Origin of the sequence: Bradyrhizobium sp. Ghvi (assembly GCF_900115265.1) — a bacterium.
Taxonomy (GTDB): domain Bacteria; phylum Pseudomonadota; class Alphaproteobacteria; order Rhizobiales; family Xanthobacteraceae; genus Bradyrhizobium.
This window is the reverse complement of sequence record NZ_FOVU01000001.1, coordinates 1,382,086-1,403,493: the sequence shown is the minus strand read 5'-3', so window position 1 is coordinate 1,403,493 and position 21,408 is coordinate 1,382,086. Positions and strand designations below refer to the sequence as shown.

Below are 21,408 nucleotides of genomic sequence, written 5' to 3'. Positions count from 1 at the left end.
CGTCGAGCGAGACTTCGCCCGGACGCAAGGGGCGCTCCAGCGTCTGCTCGATCAGCGTGCCCGTGGTCATCTCCTTGGCGGGCGCAGCGGCGACGGGTGCTTCCGGCACCAGCGGCGGGGCTTCGGCAATAGGAGCAGCAGCGCCGGCAGCCGGCATCGGCTGCGCCGAGCCTGACATTGCGGCCATGCCCTGCTCGACCATCGCCTCCAGCTTGTCGATGAGATCGCGGTCGTTGCCCTCGGGCTCGGCTTCGGTCGCCTCGAGGCCGGCCAAAATCTCCTTGATGCGGTCGATCGAGGACAGGATCAGCGTCACCGCCGGTCCCGTCACCGGCATGCCGTCGCGGAATTTGCCCATCAAGGTCTCGCCGGCATGCGCCAGCGCTTCCAGTCGCGGCAACCCCAGGAAGCCGCACGTCCCCTTGATGGTGTGGACCAGGCGGAAGATGTTATCCAGGATCTTGGCGTTGTTCGGCTCCTGCTCGAACTTCACCAGCTGATTGTCCACGGTGTCCAGGCTCTCGCTGGTCTCCGTCAGAAACTCCCGCAACAGATCATCCATGAACTACGCCTTACTGAGCTGGACCTCGACGCCTGCGCCGACCTTGGTATCGACGGAAGTCCGCTCCTAGATCGTTAGACAACCCATTTCACGGTCCCGTTAATTTCGTCCTCCGTGTTAATACGGATATTGAAGCGAAGTTTGCCGTTCGAGTGCACGGGACAGCGGTTTTCGGCAAATCCGGCACGCGGCATCAAGCCGGAGACGCGACGAGCAAACGTGCGGATAACAGCGTCACCAGCGGCGCAAGTAAAAATCCTGCCGATGTCGGGGGATATGCATGACAGGCGCGAATTGAATGAAACCACCTGCGATCGGAATCGCCTAACTGTCGAAGTGCCGATAAATCCGCGAAATCCGCGATTGAGGTAAACGGACTCTTACTCCAGAGGCGTCGCCGGCGATAACGCGCTAACCCAACCGCGCGGCGGCGGCACGGTGCTCGGCGAGACAGTCCCTGATCGCGGCCAGCAGCGCGGCCGGCGTGAACGGCTTGCGCAGGCAACGCGCGGCGCCGAGCTCCAGCGCCATCCTCAGGAAGTCGGGCGCTGGCGAATTCAGATCCGCGAAGGCATAGCCGGACATCGCTATCAGCGGCGTGGCGGGCGCGCGTTCGTGAAAGAGCCGGATCGATTCGAATCCGCGCATGTGCGGCATGAAGATATCGATGATCATCAGGTCGAACGGTCCGTTCTCGATAGCTCGCAACCCCGCCTCGCCGCCGTCAGCGACCGTCACCCGAAAATTGTTTCGCTGGAGATAGATCTCGATGGCCATGGCTACCATCGGGTCATCGTCGACAACGAGAACATGGCGCAGATTTTCTGTCGTCATTTGAAGGTCCCGCTTAGGCGATTCAACAATTGAACCGTTGCGCACGCATTTCTCCTCTCGCTTGCATTGAAATCGTGATGACCGCCCCGGCGGTCGATCGGGTGCGCCATGCGAATGGCGTGCACGCGAGATCTGCGGCCAAGCCACGCAATGGCGCAAAACTGACGCCTGCAGGCAATCGGCGCAAGGTGGCCTGGACCGGAGAATGTCCGATGGAAGGACGGTTACAATTTCTGCGGTCGGTTACCCGCTTCCAGCTCATGAGGCCCCCCGCCACACTTTCCTGGGTCGCGACGCAGGATTGGCTCGCCGCGCATGCCCGCGAATCATGCGCGGCATTCTTATTTCCGCCGCAAATGCGGCACGCTGTCTGCCCTCCAACGGGTATATGGACAGCATCACAACCACTAGAATAAGTTTACACCGCTGCGAGATGACACTGTTCGACCACTGTGAGCCTGTCCGAAGGACAGCCGATCGGGGTGGCGATGCTGACAGGGTCGTCGGCGACGGAGCGGGAACCGCTTCCGCGTTTGCGGTTCCGACCTTTCGAACGATCGCCGCCAGCTACCGTTCCGTGACTACGGCGTGCACAGGGCGGAGCCACGCTAAGCCGAGCCGCGCAGTTAACACTGGACCAATTGCCAATATATCCCGATGAAAACTTGACGGAATTTGATCAGACGGAGGACGGTGATGTCGCTGGCGGCATTCACCGGCGGAGGTGACGGGAGGCAGCTTTGGAAACGATGGTGCGCCCATCCAACGGTTTCTTGTCGGCGCTCCCGGCAGAAGACTATGAGTTGATCCGTGCACATCTGCGCACGGTCGAGCTGCCACATGACGCGGTGCTGGTCGAGACCGGCGAGACGCTCAGGCGCGCCTACTTCCCGCACCGCGGCGTGATCTCGCTGGTCGTGAAACTTGCCAAGGGCGAGCATGTGCAGGTCGCCATGATCGGTCGCGACAGCCTGCTCGGGGCGCTTGCGGCCATGGGTGACGCATGCGCGCTGAACACGGCGGTCGTGCTGGTTCCCGGCGTCGCGTCGGTGATGGACCTCGACCGGCTGCGCGTCGCGGCCGAACAGAGCTCCACCCTGCGGACCAGGCTGACGCGGCACGGGCTCGCAGTCTACGCGCAGGTGCAGCAGACTGCGGGCTGCAACGCGGCGCATCCGGTGGAGGCGCGGTTGTCGCGCTGCCTGCTGCACACCCATGATTTGTCGGGCGACTACCGGCTGCTGCTGACACAGGAGGCGATGGCCCAGATGATCGGGGCGCGGCGCAACAGCGTGTCGCTGGTCGCCAATACCTTGCAGCAGGCCGATTTCATCCATTACAGCCGCGGACACATCCAGATTCTCAATCTGGACGGGCTGCGCCAGACGGCATGCGAATGCTACGCCACCGTCAAGGCCCAGTACGACCGGCTGCTCGGACAGTGACAGCACGCGCAAAGCGGCACATGGTAAAGCAAATGCTTAGCGCCGTCCGCAAACACCGCGCGTCCGTTGACCAGAATCGCAATCGGAATGGCGTAGATGTCCCGGGGCCGCGCAAGGAGAACCCCGACCATCATGCTCGACGCCGCATTCGCTTCCGCGCCAGGCGCGCACGACACCGCCCCCCTGCGCGAGCCTGAACCGCTGCGCGAGCCTGAACCGCTGCGCGAGCCTGGCGCGTTCGATGCGCTGGTGCGCGAGATCGGTGAGGACGGCGCCCGTGAGGTGCGCGCGGTGTTCTGGAGCGATACCAGCGTGCGGCTCCGCCTATTCCGTACGCTCGCACTCGATCAGCATCGGGCCAGGATCGCGCGCGAGGCGCATTCGCTGAAGAGCACGGCCAGGACGTTCGGCTATGTCAGGCTCGCAACGCTGGCGCTGCGGCTGGAGAGCACCGCGGCCACCCTCGACGGCGGCGAATTTGGCGATCTGCTGCAGCACATGGACGAGGCCTTTGCCGGCGCCAAGGCGCAGGAACCGCAGGATTGACCATCCTTGTGCAAAGACCCGCCGTACTTATACGGTTTGCGATTTTTAGAGATGACTAATCATAGGTGGCGATAGTCCCCGGAAACCAGGAGGGTTTCCATGTTCACCTATGAGACTGCGGACCAGAAAGAGGTTCGACGCTTCCGCATCGCACAGTTCAACGGCCGGATGGCAACGGTGAAAGCGGGCGAGTCCACGGTGACGGGTTTCGTCCGCTCCGTGCTGGAGCAGGAATCGACCATCCCGCCGCGCTGGACCATCACCATTATCCCGAATGCGCCGAAGGAAGAGCCGAGGGTTTTGCGGCCCACTTCGCGCGCTCGTCCCTTCGCCGAAGACTTTTTCTAGGCCCAACCGCGCCACTTGATATCGGCGCCGGACGACAGCTTCAATCGATCGAATGCAGCAAGGCCGCGCGGACGAGGTCCGCGGTGTTTCGCGCGCCGAGCTTGCGCATCGCTTCCGCCCGGTGGCTCTCGAAGGTGCGCGGGCTGATCTGCATCCGCAGCGCCCCCTGCTTGTTCGAAAAACCCTCGCTGATTAGCCGCAGCACTTCGCGCTCGCGCTTGGTCAGCCGTTTGCTCGACAGGCTCGAGAGCTCGGACCCCGCCTCGCGCAGCGCCGGCAGCACGCGGCCGGCCTTCAACTCGGCATCCTCGGTCTTGGACGGCGTGGGCAGACCCCCCTTGTGCGGGCCGGCGAGTTGCTTGATCAGGCCGCAGACGCGCTCGGTCTGCGCCAGCGCGTTCTCCACCACCTGCTGCAGATAGGCGCGATCGCCGCCAGCGGGCGTGAGCTGATCGCTGTGATGCTTGATTTCGCCCATGTAGAGCAGAAGTGCGGTCAGGGGGCCGTTGAGCTCGCGGGCGATGGCTGCGGCCATCTCGTCGGCGGCTTTGGCGCGGGCAGCATTCAGCCGGACGAAATCAAGCTCTTCAGGCGCAGAAGTGCTGCTTTCGAACCATTCCGACGGCCGCGAATCGGTGGCCGTATCGTTCTGTGACCCCATGTGATTCGTTTAGCGGAAGCCGGGGCGGTCTGTGGTTAACTTTTTGCTCCGTAAGACTACGGTTAATTCGTCAGTTTTGTGCCGAAATACCGGCATCGGCACAATTTATGCTTGCGCACGCTGGTGCCGGACCATACAGGGGTTGATGAAACCGCCCAAGTCATAGGCAGACACCCAAACGCATTCTTAACGATCGCAGCCGCGCCCCGTCCCGGCGCCCCCGGATTTTACGGATTAATTAACGGCGGCTTGCTTCTCTATGTCGCAATTGAGAGCGCGCAAATGCCTCCATGCATTGGGCCGGTAGGCCTGCTGGAATCGTTGCGAGAAAATTGCGTGCCATGAACGAGATCGACCAGTTATCGGAGTTCCTGCAGAAGCTGACGCCGTTGTCGCGCAGCTGCCTGCTCAGCGAACTCGAGCGGCTCGAGCTGTGCGGCATCGACATGCCGGGCTCGGCGGAGATCCAGGCCAAGCTGCGCGCCGAATTTCGCAAGGACGGATCGACCCAGGCACGCGCCACCAATCCGTCGCGCTATTTCTTCGCGCCGCTCGAACTGCTGCTGATCGACGGCGCGCCCGAGCACGCCAATGCGGGACGGATCTCGCGCAACACCCTCACCCCGATCTGGGAGTGGATCTGCCGCGACCTGCTGCCGACCATGGCTCGCGACTACATCAAGGCGATCAACGACCAGGTCACGGCCAACAATCAGAAGGAAGTGCTGAAGATCGCGACGACCTTCCAGGTCAAGGTCCTCAAGGTGCTCGAGAACACCCTCGCGTCAGCCGAGAGCACCGAATTGGCGCGCAGCAAGCTCGCGCAATACACGGCTTCGCGCACCGCCTTCGACGACGTGAAGAAGATGCAGCAGGTTCTGCGCGCCGGCGATGCGCTATCGAAGTTCAACGAGAAGCTGCCGGCGACGATCGCAAAATTCGACGACGGCCAGGTCGCGCAGATCACCGCGCGGCTCGACGCATTCAGAAAGGCCCATCCCGAGGCGGTGCCCTTTGCGCTGACGCTGGTGGCCCGGCGCTTGAAGACCTCATGGCAGCTGGTGCGCCTCGCGACCAAGGCGGCGCCGAGCAAGAGCGCGGCCGACGTCGCCGCGACGCCCTACGCCGGCGTCGTCCACATGGTCCTCGACCGGCTCGACGACAAGCGCCTCGCGCTCAGGATCGCGCTCCGGAACAACCGCGTGCTGGTCGCGCGCGACCTGCTCGCCGACATCTACGACACCGAATACGCGCTCAAGGTTCGCATCGACGGCATCGAGCATTGCGAATGGGGCGTGCGGCTTCAGCAATTGATGGATGCGATCGCCGCGCTGGTGTCCGCCGAAGTCAGTCGCTTCCCGGACAATGTCGGCCACATCCTGGGATCGCGCCGGCTGCGTAGCCACGACTCGCTGAGCGGCAAGCTGAGCTACCTCGCCTGGAAGGGCCGCGACGTCGTGCAGGACGGCGCGGCGGCGTTTCGCAAACTGATCGGGACGACCTAATTCCCCTCGGCTATTCGGGCGCGTGCGGCAGGGACAGGAAGCGATCGAGAAATCGCCCTGACATCACGAACCTGAACCACCAACGGATCATCCGCCGCGTCGTCATAGCTGCGATCTCTGACAGCCCACCACCGGCCAGGCGGACCAATAGCGCGCATGCGGCAATAGCGATGTGAGATGCTTCACACTCGCACCGAATTCTATCAGTCGTATGACGACGAGCCGGTCGGCATGGCCGAACACGACAAAGCCACAGCCAATTGAGGCGTCCATTATTTAATTGGGCAAAGCCACGTGCAGCTTCGTCCAATTACAGGACACGGCCCTACGCGTCATCGAAACGCGGCTTTCGAAAATCCTGCATTGATTGTCGCCCGTGCGTGCACACCGCGCCGACGAACGTAAAGACTTCTCGAACGAGATCCGAACAATTTTAGAAATGATGGGGGCTTTAACGTTACCCAGATAAATCAACGATCGGCTGACGCCCTCCTTATTTGAAACTGCTCACGTCGCTAACACCGGTCGCGGAACGGGAGTGGCTTGAGATGAACGAAGAAACTGTGGAGTTCGCCGGACGAAGGCTCAGGACCTTCGGGCGGCGAAAGGTAACGCCGCGCGCATGCGTCGCTGACGGCAAGCGCCATTTGCGCGCCTTCCTCGCCGAGGTGCTGGAGGATCTTGGCTTCGTCACCTGCGAATGCGCCAACGTCGACGAGCTCAAGACCGTGCTCGCCGGCGAGTTGCCGGATCTGATCCTGTTCGGCGTCGCCGCCGACGGCATCGAGCCCGGCACGTTTCTGGAGACGCTGGTGCGCGAGGCCTTCGACGGCAAGGTCCTGGCCGTCGGTGCCCGCGACTCCATCATCGTGAAGGCGGTGCAGCAGGTCGGGGAGGAATACGGCCTTGCCATGCTGCCGCCGCTCACGACGCCCTTCGCCGCGGAGACGCTGCGCGATCGCGTCGCGATGCTGCTGCCGGACGAGCCGGTGCCGAGCCCGGCCGTGCATGTCGGCGAGGCGCTTCATGCCGGCTGGCTCGAGCTCTGGTATCAGCCGAAGATCGACGCCCGCACGTTGATCCGCAGCGGCGCCGAGGCCTTGGTGCGGATGCGCCATCCGACCTGGGGCGTGGTGCCGCCGGCTTATTTCATCCCGGAAGAGCACGATCCGCATCTGCGCGATCTCTCCGAGTTCGTGATCGAGCGCGCCGTGCAGGACTGGCATTATCTGCTGGAGCGGCAAAGCCCGGTCGACCTGTCGATCAACCTGCCGGCGTCATATCTGAAGGAGCCGCAGGCCGTGCGTGATCTCTGCCGCCGCGTGCCGACGCATCCGGCCTTCGGCGGACTGACGATCGAGATCGACAGCGAGGAGGCGATCCGCGACCTCGATGTTCTCATCGAGGTCGCGCGCGAGGTACGCCTGCACAACATCGGGCTGTCGATCGACAATCTCGGCGCCAATTGGCCGTCGCTGATGGATCTCGGCAAGATTCCCTTCATCAAGCTGACGGCGGACCGGCACTTCGTCACCGGCAGCGCCAACGACCGGCTCAAGCGCACGGTGTGCCGTCACATCGTCGAGCTCGCGCAGGGCTATGGCGCGCGCGCGGCCGCCGAGGGCGTCGAGAGCCGCGCCGACCTCGTCGTCGCCAACGAGCTCGGCTTCGATCTCGTGCAGGGCTTCCTGTTCGGAAAACCGTTGCCGCTGAAGAAATTTGCGCGGAGCACGCTGACCCGAACGGTGCTGGACCCGGCGTGAGTGAAGAAACTCGAAAACAACCCCATGCACAGTAGCCGCGAGGGGCGGCCTGGCGCCTGACGTTTTTCCGAATCGAATTGACTCGTCGGGCAAAACAGGGGCATAGTGCCATCATCGGGGGGCGCGTGATCGGCAGGCATTTTGCCGACCCGCCATCATGCGCTCAGTACCACGGCTCCTCGTAAACAGGCTCGCCGTCGAGCAGCAGCCGCTTGATGGCGGCGCGGCCCGAGGGCAGCACGGCGGCAACGATGCGGAGCTTCCGCGCGTTGCGGGCCTGCTCGAGCTTCCGGCCCTCGCCTTCCGGCACGAAATAGCTTTCGAGGCCGTATTTGATAGTCAGGCTGTCGCAGAAGGTGCGGCTGCTCGAACCGCAGGAATAGGTCACGCGGCCGCGGATCAGGATTTCGGGGGCGTTGACCGGGACAGGCGCCGCATGCACCGAGACGGCCTGGTAGAGTCCGCCTGCATCAGGCGCGAGCTTCACGAACACGATCGGATACCGCTCCGCCGCCGGCTGTCCGGCGAGCGGGCCGGCCGGCATTTGCGAGATGTCATAGCGCAGCACGACATAATCGCCGCGCAGGAGATCGCGGGGATCGACCGGCTGCGTCTGCAGGGTCACCTCGCGGCCCTCGCGCAGGATCTGCATGCGATCGGCGACCATCAGGACCAGCAGCCCGCACTGAAGCATGATGGCGAGGCCGAACCGCACGGCTTTCGGGATGCGTTGCCAGATTTGCGTGATGGAGGCGATCATCGCGCGGCCCTCGGCAGCATGCGATTGAGCACGGATGCGAACACCACGGCAATGACGCCTGATACGGCGAGGAAGGCCGAGCGGCGCAGCAGCGAGCCCTTCACGGCCCAGGTGATGCCGGCGATGACGCCGGCAATGCCGAGCCAGCCGGCGGCGATGCGCGGGCGCACATCGTCGAGCACGCCTGACACGACGAGGCAGAGCATGGCGCAGAGCAGCGCGGCATAGGCGAACCAGGGCTCGCCGCCCGCCGAGGCCGGCCAGAGCGGCGCGGCGAGCAGCACGAGGCCGATGGCGCAGGCCGCGAAGATTTCACCTGTACGTTTCGTGATGCCGGCGGAGGCGAGCGCAAGAGCTACGCCCGCAACGCCGCACAAGACCGCCCACAGCGGCTGGGGCGCTGTCGCGCCTGTCCGCAGGCGGAAGAGATCATCGACTGTCGTCACCTCCAGGAAGGCGACGATGGCCAGCGAAAACGCGCCGTAGATCGACAGAACCGATCCAAGCCGCTGTGCCCTCGCCGACGGCGCGGCTGAAATCGCAAGCCCGGCGCCGAACAGCAGCGCCGCGCCGTTCGCCAGCACGAATGACGGCTGGTCGCCGTGGAAGTCGAAACGCAGCGACGTCGCGGCCCACCACGGGATCACCGCGAGCGCAACGAGATGCGCCGCCGCGCGGGAATTCCACGCGAACGCCAGCGCGGCGGCGACGAGCCAGGCCAGCACGAAGGGAAGATGAAGATTGTCGGGCGCGTCATAGACGCGCATGCAGGTCCAGATGCAGGCGGCGACGAGGGCGGCCGCCAGCGCGCCGCGCGAGCCGGTGAGCGCTGCCGCGGCGAACGCGCCAGACGACCACAGCAGCATGCCGCCGGCGAAATCGTCGCCGAGATGATACATCTGGCCGACCAGCGCGATGCCCGCGCCGAAGATGATGGCACCGAGGCTGGCGCAGAGATCGGCGAGAACGTCGCGGCCGGTCGCGGCGAACCACGCGCCGAGACCGCCTGAAACGACCATGCCGGCGAGCAGGATCGAAAAGCGCAGCAGTCGCGCGATCTCGGTCCAGTGCGCCGCGACGAAGGCAAGGAAAGCCGCCGCGATCAAGAGCCCGCCGACGATGCCGACGACCACCGCGATGTTGATGCCAGGCGAGAGCGGCGGCAGCGCCTGGCGGATGGCGCCAGCCGCCGCCGGCGCGATCACGCCATCGGCCTCCCATTGCGCGAGGTCGGCCTCGAGGCGCTGGCGGTAGGTTTTGTCGAACATGGTGGTGGATCACAGGGTCCGTGCCGGGGCGGATGTTGGTCGGGGCGCGGCGGTGGCGGGTTCAAACTATCACCGCGCTTGCGGGCTTCGGTCGCCGGGCAGCGATGAACTCGACGTGCTCTCTCTCCGTTCCCTCCCCCCTTGTGGGGGAGGGGCAGGGGGGGGTGCCACACGGGGGCTCCTTCCATCGCGCCCTCTACGTAATTCATCAACAACCAGCACCTTTTCCTGAGCTACCCCCCCTCCCTAGCCCTCCCCCACAAGGGGGGAGGGAACGCACCTCCGTCGGTGGACTAGACAAGTCTCATCCCATCACGCTCTTGACGGCGTTTGCCGCCGGACGGTGCGTTTTTGTGCACTGTCACCGCAACATCCAGCATCAGCTCAGGCGAATTGGGAATATCGGGACAGCTGGAAGAAGGGTTCTGCTTGGTAGGACGGATCGGTGGCGAGACGAGCAAGCCTTTGCCCGATGGCGGGCGCGAACTTCGCGCCATGGCCTGAACACGCGGAGCAGACGATCAGGCGGGACTCCGGCCAGCGATCGATGATGAATTCCTCGCCCGCGTCTAGCCTGATGTCGGCGGGCGGGGTGTTGGTGTAGAGGCAGACGTCCCGATCGACGATGGGGCCTGCCGCGCCCGGAACGAGGGCGGCCAACGCTTCGCCGATCGGGCGGAGTTCGGCATCGGTGGCGGGCGGACCCCAGTCGTCGGGGCCGACCACGGGCCCGTGGTTGTGAGGCGCAGCCTTGACGCCGCGCTGTTCGAAATCCGGAAAGCCGTAGACATTGTCATCAGGACCTCGGTCCAGAATGAAGATCGGGAAACGACCCAGCGCCACCGTGTCGGGGCGAACAGGCTTGAACCAGCCGACCGCCTGGCGGGTGACGTTCAGCAGCGCACCCAGTTTCGGGAGTGCGCGGCCGAGCCACGGGCCGAGCGCCAGAATCGCGCGCTCGGCGAAGAACTCTTCGCTATCAGTGCGGATCGACACGCCGTCGCGGCGCGGCGTGAAGCTCGCGCGTTCCGGAATCACCCGCGCGCCGGCGCGTTCGCGCATCAGTCGCATGACGACCTCGGTATGCAGGATCGCGCCGCCGTCCTGTACGACGACGTCCCAGTCGTCGGGCAGGTTGAAAGCCGGAAATTCCTTGTTCGCTTCAGCCGCGGTGACTAGCGGATCCGGGCGGCCTTTCGCGATCGCGGCCGCGCGCGAGGACGCCACCATGGCGGAGCCGGGGCGGCCGGCCTCCAGAATGGGGGTTTCGGTCAGAACCGTTTGACCGCTTTCGGTCTGCAGCTGGATCCAGCCGGCATGAGCCTCGTCGCTCAGGCTGGTGTAGTTGGGGTTTTCGAAATTGAAGCGACGGAAAATGCGACATGAACCATGTGACGAGCCTCGATCCGAACCTGCTGCGACAGGGTCGAAGCCGAGCGCATCGACGCCGGCATCCAGCAATGCGCCCAGCGCCGCTCCGCCCATGAGCCCCAGACCCAGCACGGCGACTTCGCATTTTCGCATGAAGGCCTCGCAAGCGATGTGACGGCGCGAAGATCATCGTGATGATTTTGGGTGTTTGCAAGGTCTGCGGGAGGGCGATACGGCCGGCATCGACAACGCCGGGTCAGATAAATGGGGCAGCATCAGCGCCATCAGGTCCGCCCCTGTTAGCGACGGGAGGAATTGATCTTGGTGTCGATAGACATCTGATGACATCGCGCTCGTTTGACCTGTCGGGCAAAACAGGAGCATGATGTCATCATTGTAAGAAGTGCCGTTCGCAGCCCGCCGAAGGGATACGAGATCAGGTCTCGGATTCACATGGGCAAGTATAGACTCCAGTCTGGTTGGTGATCACGGAGGCTTCTGGACGCGCTTTGGACAAGTTGACACCGGAAAAGCGGAGCCAAAACATGGCCCGCATCAGGGGACGAAACACCGGCCCGGAGTTAGCGGTCCGAAAGGTACTGCACGCACTCGGTGTTGGTTATCGATTGCATGTACGGGGGCTACCTGGGAGGCCAGACATCGTGATGCAGGGCCGACGCAAGATCATTGAGGTCCGCGGATGCTTCTGGCATCGACACTCCGGTTGCCAGTTTGCGTACATGCCAAAGTCAAACCACTTGTTCTGGCAAGCCAAGTTCCAAGGGAACGTGGATCGAGATGAGCGGAATCTAAGCGCTCTTCAGAACAGTGGATGGGACGTCCTCGTGGTCTGGGAATGCGAAACGAACAAGGTTAATGTGTTGAAAAGGCGATTGGAATCATTCGTTCGGGGAAAGGGGCATCGGGGTGAAAAGACCTCCCGAAAAGAGCATTCTCAAAAAGCTCGAGCGACTTGCGCAGGGACACAAACCGCGAGTGCTGGATCTCTTCGCGGGCTGCGGCGGAATCTCGCTCGGGTTTGATGCGGCTGGCTTCCAGATCGATGCCGCTGTAGAGATCGACTCTGCGGCCGTGGAAACTCATGCCCGCAATTTCCACTCTCATCTGACTTCCGAATTACTTGCGGCCCATATGAAGCCGCGCGATCTGACTCGCATCGAGCCCGATGAATTGACGGAGGAACTCTCTCTCGGACCTGTGGCGGATGCTTTCGACGTTGTCGTCGGCGGACCACCTTGCCAAGCCTATGCTCGGGTCGGCCGAGCAAAGCTTCGGGACGTCGCTGATCACCCGAGCGCATTCAAGGTCGATCCCCGCGGCAATTTATATCTTCGCTATCTGCATTTCGTTGCGGCAACACAGCCCTTGGCTCTTCTCATGGAGAATGTGCCGGACGCAATGAACTATGGAGGCCACAACGTAATGGCCGAAGTGGCCGAAGCTCTTGATGAGCTAGGATACGTTGCAAGGTATAGCCTGATAAATACAGCCTTCCATGGTGTTCCGCAGATGAGAGACCGCGTGTTTCTCGTCGCACACCATCGTTCCTTAGATAGTGACGTTCGTTTCCCTGAGGCGGCCAATCACTTGATCTTGCCGCCAGGTTACGCGGGTACTCGAGCGGTGGCGCTCAAATTCATCGATCTCTTTGACAAGCAGTATTTCGTTGAGGCAGACCACGGAGACACCTCGTTGCCCGGCCCGGTCACGACGCAGGATGCACTCGGCGACCTACCGCCGATAACTCTTCACCTCGAAGGCAAGCTCAAACGGGGAGCTCGGCGCTTCAACGAAATTGTCCCTTACGAGCCGACGTGCAAATTGACGAGGTATGCTCGTCTCATGAGGCAGTGGAAAGGATTCGAAGCTCCGGATGAGGGGTTGCGAGACCACGTAATTCGCTACCTCCCTCGGGACACAGACATCTTCAGGCACATGCCAATAGGCGGAGAATATCCCGCTGCCCACGCCACTGCGGTGAAGCTCTGGGAAAAAAGGGTTCGCCAAATTGAACGGCGGCTGAAAAAAACCCTCAGCGAAAAGGACAGAACGGCATTGTATGCGGAGATGGTGCCTCCCTATCCTGTTAGCAATTTCCCGAATCGATGGTGGAAGCTTCGCCCCGACGCGCCTTCACGTACACTTTTGGCTCACATCGGGAAGGACACCTACTCGCACATTCACTACGATAGCGCTCAAGCCCGCGTTATCAGTGTTCGAGAGGCAGCGCGGCTACAGAGCTTTCCAGATGGATTTTCCTTCTCGGGGACGATGAATCCAGCCTACAGGCAGATTGGCAATGCCGTTCCGCCTATCATGGCGAAGAGTCTCGCCACGACCATGATGGAAACGCTTCAGAACGCTGCCCTAAGGCGCAGCAAGCGACTGGTCGCGGCTGAGTAGCTACTCCGGTTCGCTCTCTTCGACTTTGATCGTCTGGGCGGCGCTCCAGTCCCCGAAGTTATTGACTGCAACGGTGTACGAATCGGGCCTGACCTGCGGACTTAAGGGTTGGACCACGCTCAGAATTCGCTTTGCGATGACGCCAATATCACGCGAGATCGCCAGCTGCGCATGGCCATCTGAATACTCGTATAACCGATAGAGATCTGTTGGCGGGGCTGTAGGTTCGGCGGCAAACTCCAGCTCGGCTTGGCTGATTTGAATCGGCCGTTCAAACCCTGAGCGCGTTGTCTTAACCTCGATCCTGCGCACTGCGCCGTTGAGATCCTCGATCTCAAAGTCCCAGGGGTTCACAGCATTATCTTCTGCAAACCACTTATAGGATCTGATCCGTCCAGCGGACAGTTCTTGCTCCAGCCAATCGTTCATGAGTTGCTCGCCACCGATCCCAGTAGCCTCAGCCTTTAGCCGAGCCTCGCGGAACGCCTCTGCCGTCATTCGCCTGGGCGATCCCCTCCGGCGAAGCCGTTGCAAGCCCTCCGAAGAACCTGCGGCTGCCTCCTCAAGAGCTTCGTCTAGATCGGGGTCTACTAATTCGCGAATCGGGTGACCGAGGGGTGCGCTCGCCGTTAGAGCATTGAGATCCTCCTCACTGATCACCGACATTCGTCTGTTGCCAACCGAATTGGCGAGGGCAGCGAAAATTGTCGCATCAGCCGGATCTGTTTGGGACAACAACACCAACGACATCGAGATTGGCTCGGTCGTGCCGCCGACTGCAATAAGAACTAGGTCACCCGACCTCAGCCCATCGTAACGGTGGATATCAAATTCTGGGTTAGGAATAAGCTCGCCATTCAAGCGCCAATTCTTCCCCCCGGCCCCCGCGGTAATCACCTTCCTGGTTAAGGTTTGCGCCTCTGAGCTTAGGCCAGGACCATAGACGGAGACGGGAATATTGAACCGGTGCCGTTGTCCATCTGTACGGGCTGCCGGAAAGAACCTCTCTGCAAACACGTCGGCATTGAGATTGATGCCTTTTTGCTTGCTACCCTTCTCACCCGCCAGCCGAGCCTCATCCTGCAATCGACGGTACTGGGACTGAAAGAAGGTAAGGTCCGACATAGTCAGTTTCTTGATTGCGTACTGCAAAATAACCCCCTGCAGGATGGAGATGTCCGAGGTCAGCCCAAATATTCGGGACTACATCTACCTAAAACTCTCCCCGCCTTCAATTTGCCGACCTCTACCAACGAATGGACAACCTATGGAGGTTACGGCCACGATCCAACTGGAGGGCCGACAACACGTCGCCTATTGCAATGGCGAATGCGGCGCGTCCGTCAATGCCGGCCTATGATCCTTTCCGCAGGCCGTAAACTACATTACTCGCGTCGAAGCCTGGGACAATCGACGTGACCGCGAGGGGCAATGGCACGATCACTGTCCAGCCTGCGGCGAATACGCGAATCCCGAGCACGCCCTAGCGGTCTCCATTTCTGCAGGCGAGCAGTGGCGGACGATGACTAAAAGTCAAACATATCCGGCGTCCGGTGGAGTACCGAACGCCGGTCCAAGTTAGGCCGCAGCCGCCCTCGAAGATTCGATTTCCAAGCGCTCCTTCTCTCGGGATTTTTCCGCTGCGCCTCGATTTTTGAGGCCGAGCTTCCAGCGAATGAGATCTCCAAGCCGGGGATAGATGTCATTGTGGGCCGTGCTGTAGCGCACCCACCCATTCAGGGCGTCAAATTCCCCAGGCTTAGTCTGAGCAGTCAGGTGAACGTAGTCATTGATGTTAATGCCCTGCTCATTCTGCCCGAACTCCTTTGCCCGCTCTTCGTCATTCAGGAACAGTGCCCGCCAGAGCTTTTCCGAGTGGGAGAAGCTAATCTTCTTCGAGAGAATGGCCTCATAGAGTTTCCACAGGCCCGCCTCGTCAACCAGCTTCGGAACACCATACGCATGATCGTACGCCAGTTTGGCAAGCGCCTTAAGCATGACAGGCTGCCCCGCAACGGTCTTGGTACGTTGCGACTCGTCCCCAAAGCCCTCAATGCGCTGAACTACCTCCCAGAAGCGCTTGATGAAATCGAGTTTGGCATCAACCTGCGACTGGGGCGTCGCCTCCTTCGCGTTTGATCCGTGCACCAAGAGCCGATTGATCATGATGATATCTTTCAACGGCAGCCCCGTGCTGTTCCAATGCTTCGCATCGCTCTCGTCGGCGATGTGAAACCGGATAATCTCTTTGTCACGGCTGACCGCGGCAATAGCATCAGACTGATCGTAATTCTGAACGAGCGAACTTTGGAGCGGCTTGCTGCGAGAGTTGAGATCAGAGAAAAGCTGCTGCTCTTCGGGTTCATTGAGCCCAATGTGGATCTCGATGGAGACGCTGCATTCGTTTAGGGCAACGTTCCTAACTGCCTCCCAGAACTCAAGCTCGTCGGGTGTCAACCGACCATCGCGGCCGGTAGAAGCAGGCGCGTAGAGAGCCTTGCCACCCGGATATTTTCCATTCTTAAGGATCTGGTCGAGATAGGCGATGACGCGGTCAAATGCGTCGCGGCGGTGCTGGCCGTCAACCACCCAAAGCTTCTGCGTTGAGCCCAAACTCAAACGGAGCACGTCCGGCGGAAGATCCTTGTCGTCGATGTGCAGGTCTTCCTCATCGACGTGACGCAGGTTGCAAACCAAGGGCTGGAGTGCTGCATAGGGTCCAGCTGCCAAATCATTCTTGATCCGCAGAACGTCCTCCGGCACCGACTTGCCGTTCATGTCTAGAATCGCCGACCGGACAAGCCCGCCCAAAACGTATTTGGCCAACCCCCGGGCATGTTCAGCGCTAAGACTGCGCTGAGCAATAAATTCGTCGCCGTGATCTTCATGCTCGCGAATGTCCTTGTTCGCCACGAGCGACCAATCGATGAACTTCTTGATCGACATGCGGGTGGTCAGCGTTTTCCGACCCAGGTTGACCCCATCCATTGCCGTCAGGGTCAGATATTCGTTGCTTCGACCACGCTTACGATCGGCCAAGGTGCGCGTCTGCTCGTCCATCTTTCCTCCAGGAGCATTTGATACCAACCAGATCTTACATTTGTTTACGCCCTGGAGCAAGCTAAAAAACATCCTGGAAGAAAATTTTTAACACCAAGCGATAATGGACCGCGCCATCGACAACTTGGGCGAAGATTCCAGCAATCGGGCGCATTGCAATCTTAAATGGATTCTGAGGGAAACAAGTGATCATCCGGCGCTGGTCAGCACCGAACTCCACACTCTCTATAAGGGCAATTATTCCGGGCAAGCCAACTCAGGCTACATGGCGGAGAGGGAGGGATTCGAACCCCCGATAGGCTTGCACCTATGCCGCATTTCGAGTGCGGTGCATTCAACCACTCTGCCACCTCTCCTGAAGGCGCCATGAGGGGCTGCGGCCCCTGTGGTTGGGGGCGTTCATAAGCGAGGATGGCGGGCCAGACAAGGCGCGAAAGGGGAAAATCGGGGGGTTGTTTCAGCCTCGCACCGGCTAGAGCCCCCGTTCCCTGGGGAATGGGGCTCCGGGTTCTGGTTTTGACGCGTTTTCCCGGCGCGTACCGCACTCTTTCAAGGCGGCGGCTGAGATCCCCGGGCAATCCCCCAGAGGAAAGAACCCTCACCCGCCGCACTCTGCGAGTGCGTCGGCCTCTCCCGCGAGCGGGAGAGGCGAAGCAAGAAAACGGGGTGGGACCGCCAGACGCGGTAAACACTGGCGGTCCCGTGCCGCTCATTAAAATGCTGGCCAGGAAGGGCGGCTTCGCAGGCCTGCGTGAGGCGACGGTTCCACCAATAGCGTGCGGCCGGGGCATTGCAACCCAAAGCTGTCCTTAACCTAACCGAACAAGGTTACTCCTTGTCCGCCTTGGCCGTGTCTTTGTTGTTTTCCTTGGACTTTTTCTTGCCTTCCGTGGAATCCCGCTCCTTGCCGTTGCGGCGGTTGGTGAAGCGCGCATTGCCAAGGCCGGTGCCGATGGTGAGCACGCCCCAGCGGTCGATGCCTTGCATGAACGGCACCTCGGAGAGGCCCTGAACCACGCCGTCATTGTGCATCAGGACCGCGGTGTCGTGCTCGCCAACTTGCGGAATCGCCTCCACGAGGCTCGCCGGCAGGTTGAACTTGCTGCTCTCCCAATTGCCGGGCAGGTTCTGTGCGCCCTTCTCGATGGAGCCGTCCGCGTTGATCACGCCGGGACAGGCGATGCCGATGAAGGGAGCGAGCTTGAAGCCCTCGGCTTCGGCGTCCTCGATCAGGCCTTGAAGCATCTTCACCAGCCGCTTCACCGCGGCCTCGCGGCTCGGCTCGTCATCGGCGTGGCGCCACAGATCGGACTTGAAAACCACGGCCTTGGACAGATCAGGCGCCTTCTTCCAGCGCGTCTCGACGATGCCGCAGCGGATGTTGGTGCCGCCGATATCGACCGCGAGGATGCTGTCATAGGCCTCGAAAATCCATGATGGCGCGAGGTGCAAGGCGCCGATCAGGCCGGCATCGTCAGGATCGAAGCGGATCGGCACCAGGTCGACCTTGAAGCCTTCCGATTTCAGGATGATCTCGGCGCGGGCAATGGCGATCTCGCCGAGCCTAGAGGCGCGAAAGCCGCCGCCGACCACGATACATTCGGTCCTAGCCCAGGCCTTGGTCTTGAGGAATCGCCGCGTGACGTAAGCGAGCTCCTGCGCGAATTGCTCGATCGCGCTGTGCACGACGGCCGCGGCCTCCGCGTCGTCGCCGCTGAGGACGGCATCGAGTGCCTTCTTGCTGATCTTGTCCGAGGGCTCGTCGCCGAACGGATCCTCGCCACTCTTGCGCAGGGGTTTGCGCCATTCCTCGAGGATCTCGCGAAACGCGCCCTTGCTGGCGCGGTCGCCGAGAAAGCCCTCGTCGTCCTTGATCTCGATATTGAAGCTGTCGACCTCGACCGAGGGCAGGCGGCTCGCCCCGTGCTGGGCGATGCCCGTTGTCTTGACCAGTTCGTCCGTTGCCATCGAAACCCTTGCCCGAATGCCTAATCACGGGGACAACCGCCGGGGAACCCATTGGTTGCTGCGTGGGCCGAGATTCAGTGGCGGCGGCGGAAATGGCCCAAATCCTTCAAATCCGGGCGCTTTTCGGCTGAAATCCTTGACTCTTCGCCGCCGGCGGCTATAAGTCCGCACAGCCGGCGCGGGGCGTTTCTCGCGCCGCTTGTTTTTGCGTGGGTTTTCAAAGGGATAACTCCCACCCGCACAAAACTCGCGATAACCCATAGCGACTGATCAAAAAGCCGACCCGGGCGATGTTCGTCCCGAGGCCGGGATTGAACACGGAGAAAAAACGATGTTCGCAGTCATCAAAACCGGCGGCAAGCAATACCGCGTCGTGCCGGATGATGTTCTCGAAGTAGGCAAGATCGAAGGCGAAGTCGGCTCGATCGTGCAGTTGAATGAAGTTCTGGTGGTCGGCGGCGACACGCCGGTGCTGGGCGTTCCGACGGTGGCCGGTGCCTCCGTTGCGGTCGAGGTGCTCGACCACAAGCGCGGCCCGAAGGTCATCGCGTTCAAGAAGCGCCGCCGCAAGAATTCGCGCCGCAAGCGCGGCTACCGCGACGAGATCACGGTTCTGCGCGTCAGCGAGATCCTGACCGACGGCGCCAAGCCCACCAAGGGCCCGCGTCCGAAGAAGGAAAAGGTCGCGAAAGAAGCCGCCGAGTAAGCTGAGACCGATCACGCCAATTCACGAATTGAGGCGTGCGACGTTTTGAAATGATTCCGTCAAGGAATTGACCTAGAACTACGCAGGATTTCGGAGACGAGCCATGGCTCACAAAAAAGCAGGCGGTTCATCGCGCAACGGTCGCGATTCCAAGGGTAAGCGTCTGGGCATCAAGGTGTTCGGCGGGGAGCACGTGATTCCCGGCAACATCATTGCGCGTCAGCGCGGCACCACCTGGCATCCCGGCCTCAATGTCGGCATGGGCACCGACCACACCCTGTTCGCCAAGATCGAGGGTCGTGTTGAATTCCAGGCCAAAGCCAATGGCCGCACCTTTGTCGCGGTACTCCCGCTCGCAGAGGCTGCTGAATAGACGGTGGATCATCTTGGAGTCCGCCGGGTCCTTGACCGAACCGGCGGAGTCCCCAGAGATCATAGAGATCGAAGGCTCCAGGGGAGGCAGGGAAACCGGCCTCCCCTTTCGTTTGACCAATGACTTCATTTGGTGACTTTGACGGAGCCGGACATGTTGCAGGATTTCTCGAGCGTGACCTTGCGGGAGGCGAGACCCAGCGTCGTCGCCACCGAACGGCTGACATTGCGGCGGCCGACGCTGGCCGACGTCAGGACCATCGCCCGGCTCGCCAATGACCGCCGCATCGCCGAGAACTCGCGCCGCCTGCCGCATCCCTATTCGCAGGACGATGCGGTCGAATTCATCCGCGCCACCTCCGCGCTGGGAGCCGAGACCGTGTTCCTGATCGAGCACGACAGCGGGCCGATCGGCATGGTCGGCATCGACTGCTCCACGCCCGACAATGCCGAGCTCGGCTACTGGCTCGGCGTCGAGCATTGGGGCCAGGGCTTTGCCACCGAGGCCGCGCGCGGCGCGATCGACTTCTTCTTCGAGGAGTTCGACGACGACCATCTCCATGCCGGCGCGCGCGTCACCAACCCGGCCTCGCGCAACGTGCTGGAGAAGTGCGGCTTCCAGTGGAGCGGCGTGCAGCTGCATCGCTTCCTGGCGCTGGGCTCCTCGACCCCCGTCGACTGCTTCCGCCTCTCGCGCGGCGTGTGGTCGTCGCTGAAGAGCTGGAGCAGCGCGCGGCGGATGAGGTAGGGGGCGCGGCGCGCGCCTCGAATCACGCTGTCGTCCCGGGGCGCGACGAAGTCGCGAGCCCGGGACGACGTTGTGGCTACACCGGCGGGTTCACCTCTTCGCTCGCACGTCCCAGATCGCGCTCACGAAGATAGATATAGAACCCGGCGCCGATGATGATTGCGGCGCCGACCAAGGTCGCGACCTGCGGCACGTCGCCGAACACGACGAAGCCGAAGATCACGGCCCAGACGATCATCGAATACTGATAGGGCACCACCACGCTCGCCGGCGCGAGCTTCAGCGACCGATTGACGCAGAACAGCGCGGTCACGGAAATCAGCCCCGCCATCGCGAAGAACACGAGGCTACCCGGCGTCGGCGGCACCCAGTGGAACGCCGACAGCACCGCGCCCAGCGAAAACGTGCCGATGAATTGCGACGACGCCATCACGATATCAGGCGTCTTGCGCAGGCTGCGCGTGATCAGCATCAAGGTTGCGAAGGAGAGACTGCCGCCGAGCGCGATCAGTGCCGGCAGGCTCACCGTCTGCGCCGACGGCCGCAGCGCGATCAGCACGCCGCAGAAGCCGATCAGGATCGCGGTCCAGCGCCGCCAGCCGACCTTCTCGCCCAGGAAGATCGCCGACATCGCGGTGACGAAAATGGGACCGGCGAGATAATAGGTGATGACGTCGGCCAGCGGCAGATAGACCGTTGCGAGGAAGAAGGCCGCCACCTCCAGCGTCGACAGCACGACGCGAACCAGCTGCAGCCGCGGCCGCTCCAGCTGCAGGAACTGATGCCGCTGCCGCCAGATCAGCGGCGCCAGTAGCAGCAGCGCTGCGCAGGCGCGCAGGAACAGGAGCTGCCCCACCGAATACGTCCCGACCAGGAACTTGCCCGTGGCGTCGCCGAACGAGAACATGAAGATCGACAGCACCATGAGAGCGATGCCGGCGAGGCGCGCGGAGCGGTCGTCATAGGCGGAGAGTTTCTTGAACAGAGACATTGAAGGCCGTTTTAACCGTGCAAGCGCCCGGGACAAGCCCGATCCGGGGAAGACAGCAATTCCAGATCCGACGTCT

At 61.9% G+C, this 21,408-nt stretch carries 20 protein-coding genes and 1 tRNA gene; 10 read left to right on the top strand and 11 right to left on the bottom strand.

Annotated elements, in window-relative coordinates; translation table 11 throughout:
* A partial coding sequence (locus tag BM374_RS06630) for an Hpt domain-containing protein (protein WP_177248131.1) occupies window positions 1-562 on the bottom strand: 562 nt, incomplete at its 3' end.
* 411 nt (window positions 563-973) lie between these two features.
* Entirely contained in the window at window positions 974-1,381 is a 408-nt protein-coding gene (locus tag BM374_RS06625; RefSeq protein WP_177248151.1) for a response regulator, read from the bottom strand.
* Window positions 1,382-2,145: 764 nt separating this feature from the next.
* Between BM374_RS06625 and BM374_RS06620 the strand changes: the two genes are divergently transcribed.
* The 3 genes from BM374_RS06620 to BM374_RS06610 all read left to right on the top strand — a co-directional run bounded on the left by BM374_RS06620 (window position 2,146) and on the right by BM374_RS06610 (window position 3,735).
* On the top strand, window positions 2,146-2,841 hold the full coding sequence (locus BM374_RS06620; RefSeq protein ID WP_177248130.1) for a Crp/Fnr family transcriptional regulator: 696 nt from the start codon (window positions 2,146-2,148) through the stop codon (window positions 2,839-2,841).
* A gap of 132 nt (window positions 2,842-2,973) precedes the next feature.
* Complete coding sequence (locus tag BM374_RS06615) at window positions 2,974-3,387, top strand: Hpt domain-containing protein (protein ID WP_092290051.1); 414 nt, start codon at window positions 2,974-2,976, stop codon at window positions 3,385-3,387.
* A 99-nt stretch (window positions 3,388-3,486) separates the two neighbouring features.
* The gene (locus BM374_RS06610; RefSeq protein WP_092290049.1) at window positions 3,487-3,735 is read left to right on the top strand and encodes a hypothetical protein; all 249 of its coding nucleotides are present in this window, start codon (window positions 3,487-3,489) and stop codon (window positions 3,733-3,735) included.
* A 40-nt stretch (window positions 3,736-3,775) separates the two neighbouring features.
* On the opposite strand, the gene BM374_RS06605 is transcribed toward BM374_RS06610, so the two are convergent.
* The gene (locus tag BM374_RS06605) at window positions 3,776-4,396 is read right to left on the bottom strand and encodes a helix-turn-helix domain-containing protein (RefSeq protein ID WP_092290047.1); all 621 of its coding nucleotides are present in this window, start codon (window positions 4,394-4,396) and stop codon (window positions 3,776-3,778) included.
* 341 nt (window positions 4,397-4,737) lie between these two features.
* On the opposite strand from BM374_RS06605, the gene BM374_RS06600 reads away from it, so the two are divergent.
* Together BM374_RS06600 and BM374_RS06595 are read left to right on the top strand one after the other, a co-directional pair.
* On the top strand, window positions 4,738-5,901 hold the full coding sequence (locus BM374_RS06600) for a hypothetical protein (protein ID WP_092290044.1): 1,164 nt from the start codon (window positions 4,738-4,740) through the stop codon (window positions 5,899-5,901).
* A 548-nt stretch (window positions 5,902-6,449) separates the two neighbouring features.
* A complete protein-coding gene (locus BM374_RS06595; RefSeq protein ID WP_092290042.1) occupies window positions 6,450-7,664 on the top strand; it encodes an EAL domain-containing response regulator in 1,215 nt (404 codons plus the stop codon).
* A gap of 163 nt (window positions 7,665-7,827) precedes the next feature.
* Here the strand turns inward: BM374_RS06595 and BM374_RS06590 are convergent, their stop codons facing one another.
* The 3 genes from BM374_RS06590 to BM374_RS06580 all read right to left on the bottom strand — a co-directional run bounded on the left by BM374_RS06590 (window position 7,828) and on the right by BM374_RS06580 (window position 11,195).
* Window positions 7,828-8,424: a GDYXXLXY domain-containing protein gene (locus BM374_RS06590; RefSeq protein WP_092290032.1), complete on the bottom strand. Its 597-nt coding sequence runs from the start codon at window positions 8,422-8,424 to the stop codon at window positions 7,828-7,830.
* Window positions 8,421-9,692: a DUF2157 domain-containing protein gene (locus tag BM374_RS06585; RefSeq protein WP_092290031.1), complete on the bottom strand. Its 1,272-nt coding sequence runs from the start codon at window positions 9,690-9,692 to the stop codon at window positions 8,421-8,423. Before BM374_RS06585 ends, BM374_RS06590 begins: the two co-directional genes overlap by 4 nt.
* Window positions 9,693-10,076: 384 nt before the next feature.
* Window positions 10,077-11,195: an FAD-dependent oxidoreductase gene (locus BM374_RS06580; RefSeq protein ID WP_177248129.1), complete on the bottom strand. Its 1,119-nt coding sequence runs from the start codon at window positions 11,193-11,195 to the stop codon at window positions 10,077-10,079.
* 413 nt (window positions 11,196-11,608) lie between these two features.
* On the opposite strand from BM374_RS06580, the gene BM374_RS06575 reads away from it, so the two are divergent.
* Together BM374_RS06575 and BM374_RS06570 are read left to right on the top strand one after the other, a co-directional pair.
* Window positions 11,609-12,106, top strand: a complete 498-nt coding sequence (locus BM374_RS06575; protein ID WP_244552530.1) for a DNA mismatch endonuclease Vsr — start codon at window positions 11,609-11,611, stop codon at window positions 12,104-12,106.
* Entirely contained in the window at window positions 11,991-13,487 is a 1,497-nt protein-coding gene (locus tag BM374_RS06570) for a DNA cytosine methyltransferase (protein WP_177248128.1), read from the top strand. The genes BM374_RS06575 and BM374_RS06570 overlap by 116 nt, the downstream gene beginning before the upstream one ends.
* Here BM374_RS06570 and BM374_RS06565 read toward each other — a convergent pair whose 3' ends face one another.
* From BM374_RS06565 to BM374_RS06550, 4 genes are all read right to left on the bottom strand, one after another.
* Window positions 13,488-14,612: a protein NO VEIN domain-containing protein gene (locus tag BM374_RS06565; RefSeq protein ID WP_143270153.1), complete on the bottom strand. Its 1,125-nt coding sequence runs from the start codon at window positions 14,610-14,612 to the stop codon at window positions 13,488-13,490.
* 453 nt (window positions 14,613-15,065) lie between these two features.
* Window positions 15,066-16,547 carry a DNA sulfur modification protein DndB gene (locus tag BM374_RS06560; RefSeq protein ID WP_177248127.1) on the bottom strand — a complete coding sequence of 494 codons (1,482 nt, stop codon included), beginning with the start codon at window positions 16,545-16,547 and terminating at the stop codon, window positions 15,066-15,068.
* A 266-nt stretch (window positions 16,548-16,813) separates the two neighbouring features.
* Window positions 16,814-16,903, bottom strand: a tRNA-Ser gene (locus tag BM374_RS06555).
* Window positions 16,904-17,375: 472 nt separating this feature from the next.
* On the bottom strand, window positions 17,376-18,515 hold the full coding sequence (locus BM374_RS06550; protein WP_092290019.1) for an ROK family protein: 1,140 nt from the start codon (window positions 18,513-18,515) through the stop codon (window positions 17,376-17,378).
* Between the two features lie 331 nt (window positions 18,516-18,846).
* Between BM374_RS06550 and rplU the strand changes: the two genes are divergently transcribed.
* From rplU to BM374_RS06535, 3 genes are all read left to right on the top strand, one after another.
* Window positions 18,847-19,221: a 50S ribosomal protein L21 gene (gene rplU / locus BM374_RS06545; RefSeq protein WP_092290017.1), complete on the top strand. Its 375-nt coding sequence runs from the start codon at window positions 18,847-18,849 to the stop codon at window positions 19,219-19,221.
* Between the two features lie 103 nt (window positions 19,222-19,324).
* Window positions 19,325-19,594 (top strand): 50S ribosomal protein L27, encoded by a 270-nt coding sequence (gene rpmA, locus BM374_RS06540; protein ID WP_057740814.1) that lies wholly within the window; start codon window positions 19,325-19,327, stop codon window positions 19,592-19,594.
* Between the two features lie 153 nt (window positions 19,595-19,747).
* Complete coding sequence (locus BM374_RS06535; RefSeq protein WP_177248126.1) at window positions 19,748-20,341, top strand: GNAT family N-acetyltransferase; 594 nt, start codon at window positions 19,748-19,750, stop codon at window positions 20,339-20,341.
* A 76-nt stretch (window positions 20,342-20,417) separates the two neighbouring features.
* On the opposite strand, the gene BM374_RS06530 is transcribed toward BM374_RS06535, so the two are convergent.
* Window positions 20,418-21,332, bottom strand: a complete 915-nt coding sequence (locus BM374_RS06530) for a DMT family transporter (RefSeq protein ID WP_092290009.1) — start codon at window positions 21,330-21,332, stop codon at window positions 20,418-20,420.
* Window positions 21,333-21,408 lie beyond the last annotated feature (76 nt).